Here is a 6,210-nt window from a genome sequence, read left to right on the forward strand (position 1 = left end):
CCTGCAACTACCGACGACAGGAACGCCGATAGCTTCCAACGCCATGACTGTCCCGGTCAGGAGAGCCTGTGTTGCTTCAACCACTTGGCGTACTCGTCCGCGCTCATCAACGTCGGCGGGATCTCCGGAGTCTTCTCCGAGCTCGTGGTGATCCCTTCCAAGAGCTCGAATGCTTTTCCCAAGATCTGCTGCGCCGCTTCAGATTGGGCGACTTTCTTCTTCAACGCCTCGTTTTCGACGCGCAGGCGGGCGAGTTCGGCGCGGTCTCGGTTCTCCATCCGGTGCGACGACCTTTCTGCTCTGGTGACCATCGATGCCGTCAATTCTCCTCGCGTCCGAGCCGCCAACCAACGATCCACCGTGGTTGACGCGAGCGCGTGTTCTCGTAACAGCCGAACCTTCGCGCCCCGCTCAACGCTGGCGTCCCACTTCCGCAAGAAGTCCAACCGGTACTCCACCGGGAACGATCGCCGCCCCGATCGTGTCAGGCCAATAGTCGGGTCATTCATCTCGTAACTCCAATTCCCCGCGTCGATTACCAATGGTGTCTCACAACCATCATGGCAATCAGGGCACGCCACCCGCGAAGCGGCGCCTGACCCGCGCGACGCATCCGTTGCGCTCGCACCACTCCGCCCGCCCGCTGAGGGGTGCTCGGGTACGGTGCCGAGATCGCCGCCGGGGAGCGGGGGCTGCGGGTAGACTTGCCCGGTCAAGCATCCGCTATCTCTGGGAGAACGCCACTCGTGACCGCTGTTTCCAACACCTCCTCCCGCGGCGTCGCTGACACCGTGACCAATGCTCTCGCGACTCCCGAGAAGGAGCAGCCGTACGCTGCCCTCGGGTTGACCGCCGGCGAATACGCGTCGATCCGCGAGATTCTGGGCCGCCGCCCCACCTCGGGCGAGCTCGCCATGTACTCCGTGATGTGGAGCGAGCACTGCTCCTACAAGAGCTCGAAGAAGTACCTGCGCCAGTTCGGCGACAAGGTCTCCCCCGCCATGAAGAAGAACCTGATGGTGGGCATGGGCGAGAACGCAGGCGTGCTCGACGTGGGCGAGGGCTGGGCCGTCACCTTCAAGATCGAGTCGCACAACCACCCCTCATACATCGAGCCGTTCCAGGGCGCCGCGACCGGCGTGGGCGGCATCGTGCGCGACATCATCTCGATGGGCGCCCGCCCGGTGGCCGTGATGGATGCCCTGCGCTTCGGTGACATCAGCGACCCCGACACCGCCCGGGTGGTGCACGGCGTGGTCTCGGGTATCTCGTTCTACGGCAACTGCCTGGGCCTGCCCAACATCGGCGGTGAGACCTGGTTCGACTCCGTCTACCAGGGCAACCCGCTGGTCAACGCGCTGTCCGTGGGCGTGCTGCGCCACGAGGACCTGCACCTGGCCAACGCCTCCGGCGCCGGCAACAAGGTGGTGCTCTTCGGAGCCCGCACCGGCGGCGACGGCATCGGCGGCGCATCCATTCTGGCCTCTGACACCTTCAGCGAGGGCGGCCCCACCAAGCGGCCCGCCGTGCAGGTGGGCGACCCGTTCGCCGAGAAAGTGCTCATCGAGTGCTGCCTCGAGCTGTACCGCGAGAAGCTCGTCGAGGGCATCCAGGACCTGGGCGCCGCGGGCATCTCCTGCGCCACCAGTGAGCTGGCCTCCAACGGCGACGGCGGCATGTACATCCAGCTGGAGAAGGTGCTGCTGCGCGACCCGTCGCTGACCGCCGAAGAGATCCTGATGAGCGAGAGCCAGGAGCGCATGATGGCCGTCGTCACGCCGGAGAAGCTCGCCGGCTTCCTCGCCGTGGTAGAGAAGTGGGACGTGGAGACCAGCGTGCTCGGCGAGGTCACCGACTCCGGCCGCCTGATCATCGACTTCCACGGTGAAGAGATCGTGAACGTCGACCCGCGCACCGTCGCGGTCGACGGCCCGGTCTACGACCGTCCGGTGGCCTACCCCACCTGGATCGACGCCCTGCAGGCCGACACCGCGCTCGCCCTGCCGCGCGCCACGGATGCCGAAACCCTGCAGGAGCAGTTCCTTGCCCTGCTCGGCTCGCCCAACCTGGCCGACCCGAGCTGGATCACCGACCAGTACGACCGCTACGTGATGGGCAACACCGCCCTCTCCTTCCCCGACGACGCCGGCATGATCCGCATCGACGAGGAGTCCGGCCTCGGCTTCGTCATCTCCACCGACGCGAACGGCCGCTACTGCCAGCTCGACCCGTACCGCGGCGCCCAGCTGGCCCTCGCCGAGGCGTACCGCAACGTGGCCGTCACCGGCGCCGTGCCGGTGGGCATCAGCGACTGCCTCAACTTCGGCTCGCCGGAGAACCCCGAGGTGATGTGGCAGTTCTCCCAGGCCGTTGAGGGTCTGGCGGATGGCTGCCTCGAGCTGGAGATCCCGGTCACCGGCGGCAACGTGTCGTTCTACAACCAGACCGGCGACCAGCCGATCCACCCGACCCCTGTCGTGGCCGTGCTCGGCGTGATCGACGACGTGGCCCGCCGCGTGCCCAGCGGCTGGCAGGACGACGGACACAACATCTACCTGCTCGGCATCACCCGCGAAGAGCTCGACGGCTCCGCGTGGAGCGCCGTGGTGCACGACCACCTCGGCGGCGTGCCGCCGTTGGTGGACCTCGGCCGTGAAGCCGACCTCGCCGGGCTGCTGCACGCCGCGTCGATCGAGGCTCTGATCGACAGCGCGCACGACCTCTCCACGGGCGGCCTCGCGCAGGCCCTCGCCGAGGCAGTGCTCCGGTTCGGTGTTGGCGCCAGGGTGTGGCTCGGCGACATCCTCGAGCGTGACGGCATCGACGCATCCGTGGCGCTGTTCTCGGAGTCGACCGGCCGCGTGCTGGTCTCGGTGCCCCGCGAGGACGACGTGAAGTTCTTGGGCCTGTGCGAGGGCCGCGACTACCCGGTGCTGCGCATCGGTGTGACGGATGCCACCGCCCCGGTCCTGGAGATCCAGGACTACTTCACGGTGCCGCTGACCGAACTGCAGTCCCGCCACCGCAGCACGCTGCCGAACGCGTTCGCGTAGCCGCTGCCGCGTCGCTGAGTTGCCGCGAAATGCCCCTTCCCTGCGCGGGAAGGGGCATTTTTCGCACAACTCGGTGCCCGGCGGCGGGCCCGCCGCGCTACTCGCGCGTGCGGGCCAGAACGTAGTGCTCGATCAGGTAGTCGGCGATGGCCATCGACGAGGTCGCCGCCGGGGACGGCGCGTTGCGCAACAGCGTGACCGGGCCCACCTGATCGACCGCGAAGTCGTCGAGCAGAGTGCCGTCGCGGCCCCAGGCCTGGGCGCGCACGCCGGCGGCGGTCTTGCTGGCGAGGTCGCTCAGGCGTAGCTCGGGGATGAACCGGCGGGCCTTGCGGTAGTACAGCGGTTTCACCAGCGAGCCGCCGATCTCGTCGATGCCCATGCGCCAGTGCTGCTTCGCGAGTGCGCCCGCGCCCGGCCAGCGTAGCGACCCCCAGATGTCTCGGGGCGACACGGTCAGCCAGCTGTAACCCTCCCGCGCCAGCGCCGGGACCGCGTTGGGCCCCACGTGCACATCGTCGTAGACGCCGCGGGTGAAGTGCACGCCGAGGAACGGGAACCGGGGGTCTGGCACGGGGTAGATCATGCCGCGCACCAGGTCGGTGCGGGCGGGATCCAGCGCCCAGTACTCGCCGCGAAACGGGAGGATCTTGGGTGACGGGTCAGCGCCGACCAGGCCGGCGATGAGATCGGACTGCAGTCCGGCGCAGGCGATGACCCGGTCGAAGATCTGGTCGACCGCCGGTGGGGAGCCGCGGTCGGCAGTGCGGTCGGAGACGGCGGCGCGCACCCGCACGCCCGCGGAGGAAATCTGCAAGCCCACGATCTCGTGGCCGGTGCGGACCGTGCCGCCGTTGGCTCGGACATCCGTGGCCATTGCCTCGGTGATCGCGCCGTAGTCGACGGCCGCGGTGTGCGGGGAGTGCACCGCCGCGACACCCGCCACGGATGGTTCGATCTCGCGGAGGCGATCGCCGCCGTTCAGCCGCGCCAGATCGGGCACGCCGTTGGCGCGGGCGCGGCGCTCGATCTCGGCCAGCGCGGTCAGCTCGGACTCGTCGACCGCGACGACGAGCTTGCCCACCTCCCGATAGGACAGGTTCTTTTCGGCGCAGTAGTCCCGGATGCTGATGCGTCCGGCGGCGCACAACCGCGCCTTGAGCGTGCCCGGCTGGTAGTACAGCCCGGCGTGCACCACCCCGGAGTTGCGCCCGGTCTGGTGCGCGGCGAGCCGGTTCTCCTTCTCGAACACGGTGACGTCGCCGAGTCCGCGCAGCACCAGCGCCCGCGCGATCGCGACCCCCACGATGCCGCCGCCGATGATCGCAATGCGCTCGCCCATCAGCATCCGTTCTCGTGTCAGCCGTGACGGACACCGGTTCGACGAACCCACGCCCGGTGGCATCCTGCCCCCGGACGGCGGCCGCGGCAATCCCTCGCCGGGCGTGGCGGAGCACAACTCCTGCAATTTCTTCCCCGGCAGATGACGGATGCCGCAATCACGCGGGCGGGCAACCCGGCGCGGGGATTCTGCAGGAGTTGTGCTCGCCGAGGCTCGGTGGGCTGGCGGGCAAGGCCGGGCCGCGGCGACGCGGGCGGCGGTCAGGCGGGGAGGGCGAAGGGGGCGTCGACGAGGGCCTCGGTGCGGGGAAAGAGCCGGGCGGCGATGCCCCGGTCGAGCGAGGTGCGGGTGGGGCGCTGCACGGTGGGGGCGCCGCGGGTGAGGAAGCGCGGGCCGTAGTACTGGCCGCCGCGGGCATCCGGGTCGATGGCCGCGCGCACCGTCGGCCAGGCGCCGGCGTCCTTGCCCTGCGCGCCGATGAAGCCCTGCAGGGTGTCGGCGAAGCGTTTGCCCCGGCTGACCTCGTTGACCCCGCGGATGCCGGGGGTGAGCCCCGAGATCGAATAACCGGGGTGCGAGACCAGGCTCTGCACACCCGTCTCGCCGCCCAGGCCGGCCGCCCGCAGCCGGCGGTCGAGCTCGAAGCCGAAGACCTGCATCGCGATCTTGGACTGCGCGTAGGCCTTCCACCCGTTGTAGGTGCCCTCGAGCTGCAGGTCATCGAGCGACGAGTCCATCAGCCGGGAGATCATCGAGCCGAGCGACACCACCCGACTGCCGGGCGTGGCCTGCAAGACGGGCAGCACCAGGCTGGTGAGCAGGAAATGACCGGTGTAGTTGGTGGCGAGCACCAGTTCGGCGCCGTCCAGGCTCACGGCCCGGTCCCTCGGCGGGTGCACGATGCCGGCGTTGAGGATGAGGCCGTCCAGCTGCGGGTATTCACGCATCCGCTCCGCGGCGCCCTGCACCGAACCGAGGTCGGCCACGTCGAGCTCGAGGGTCGAGACGGATGCGCCGGGCACTCGTCGCCGGATCGCCGCGACGGCCGCGGCGGCGCGGGCCGGGTTGCGGCAGGCCAGCACCACGTGGGCGCCGGCACCGGCCAGTTGCTCGCTCGTGAAATAGCCGAGCCCGGCGTTGGCGCCGGTGACGACGAAGGTGCGGCCGGACTGGTCGGGCAGCGCCCGCGGGTTCCAGCTCACGCGGACCCGGCGGGGTCGCCGGGGTCGCCGGCCTTTGAGACGCCGGACGTGTCGCCGGCGATCTTCTCGTGGTGGTGGATGACCTCGGCGATGATGAAGTTGAGGAACTTCTCGGCGAACGCCGGGTCGAGCCTGGCTTCTTCGGCCAGTCCGCGCAGGCGCTGGATCTGCAGGAACTCCCTGGCCGGGTCAGCCGGCGGCAGGCCGTGCTGGGCCTTCAGGCGGCCGACCCCCTGGGTGAACTTGAACCGCTCCGCGAGCAGATGGATAAGCGCGGCATCGATGTTGTCGATGCTCTGGCGGATGCTCTGCAGTTCCTCCATCGCATCCTGCTTCGCGTCGGCGGGCGATTCCTCGTGTACAGCCATGTTCTTACGATATTGCACGCGCCCGGATGCCGGCGCCTCCGGCCCGGCCCGGCCCGGCCCGGCTCCGGGCTCCGGGCTCCGGGCTCCGGGCATAACTCCTGCTATTCGTCTCGGCGACGGATGCTCACCCCGGAATCCCGCGCCGCGGCATCCGCCCGACACAAAACTGCAGGAGCGGTAGGGCCCCTGCGGGGCACTGTGGGGTGAAAAAATATGCCCCTGGTCGCGTTTGTGAGTCTGGCTTG

General features: G+C 69.4%; 5 protein-coding genes. 1 reads left to right on the forward strand and 4 read right to left on the reverse strand.

What is annotated here, in order from left to right:
* Positions 1-56: 56 nt before the first annotated feature.
* The gene (locus K2F54_RS06035) at positions 57-509 is read right to left on the reverse strand and encodes a hypothetical protein (RefSeq protein WP_220604943.1); all 453 of its coding nucleotides are present in this window, start codon (positions 507-509) and stop codon (positions 57-59) included.
* Positions 510-746: 237 nt separating this feature from the next.
* Between K2F54_RS06035 and purL the strand changes: the two genes are divergently transcribed.
* Positions 747-3,053: a phosphoribosylformylglycinamidine synthase subunit PurL gene (purL, locus tag K2F54_RS06040; RefSeq protein ID WP_220604944.1), complete on the forward strand. Its 2,307-nt coding sequence runs from the start codon at positions 747-749 to the stop codon at positions 3,051-3,053.
* Positions 3,054-3,150: 97 nt separating this feature from the next.
* On the opposite strand, the gene lhgO is transcribed toward purL, so the two are convergent.
* The 3 genes from lhgO to K2F54_RS06055 all read right to left on the reverse strand — a co-directional run bounded on the left by lhgO (position 3,151) and on the right by K2F54_RS06055 (position 5,965).
* Complete coding sequence (lhgO, locus tag K2F54_RS06045) at positions 3,151-4,395, reverse strand: L-2-hydroxyglutarate oxidase (RefSeq protein WP_220604945.1); 1,245 nt, start codon at positions 4,393-4,395, stop codon at positions 3,151-3,153.
* Between the two features lie 260 nt (positions 4,396-4,655).
* Positions 4,656-5,597 carry an SDR family NAD(P)-dependent oxidoreductase gene (locus tag K2F54_RS06050; RefSeq protein WP_220604946.1) on the reverse strand — a complete coding sequence of 314 codons (942 nt, stop codon included), beginning with the start codon at positions 5,595-5,597 and terminating at the stop codon, positions 4,656-4,658.
* A complete protein-coding gene (locus K2F54_RS06055; RefSeq protein ID WP_255576742.1) occupies positions 5,594-5,965 on the reverse strand; it encodes a chorismate mutase in 372 nt (123 codons plus the stop codon). Before K2F54_RS06055 ends, K2F54_RS06050 begins: the two co-directional genes overlap by 4 nt.
* Between the last annotated feature and the right edge of the window lie 245 nt (positions 5,966-6,210).

The organism is Cryobacterium inferilacus, from assembly GCF_019599185.1.
Lineage (GTDB): Bacteria > Actinomycetota > Actinomycetes > Actinomycetales > Microbacteriaceae > Cryobacterium > Cryobacterium inferilacus.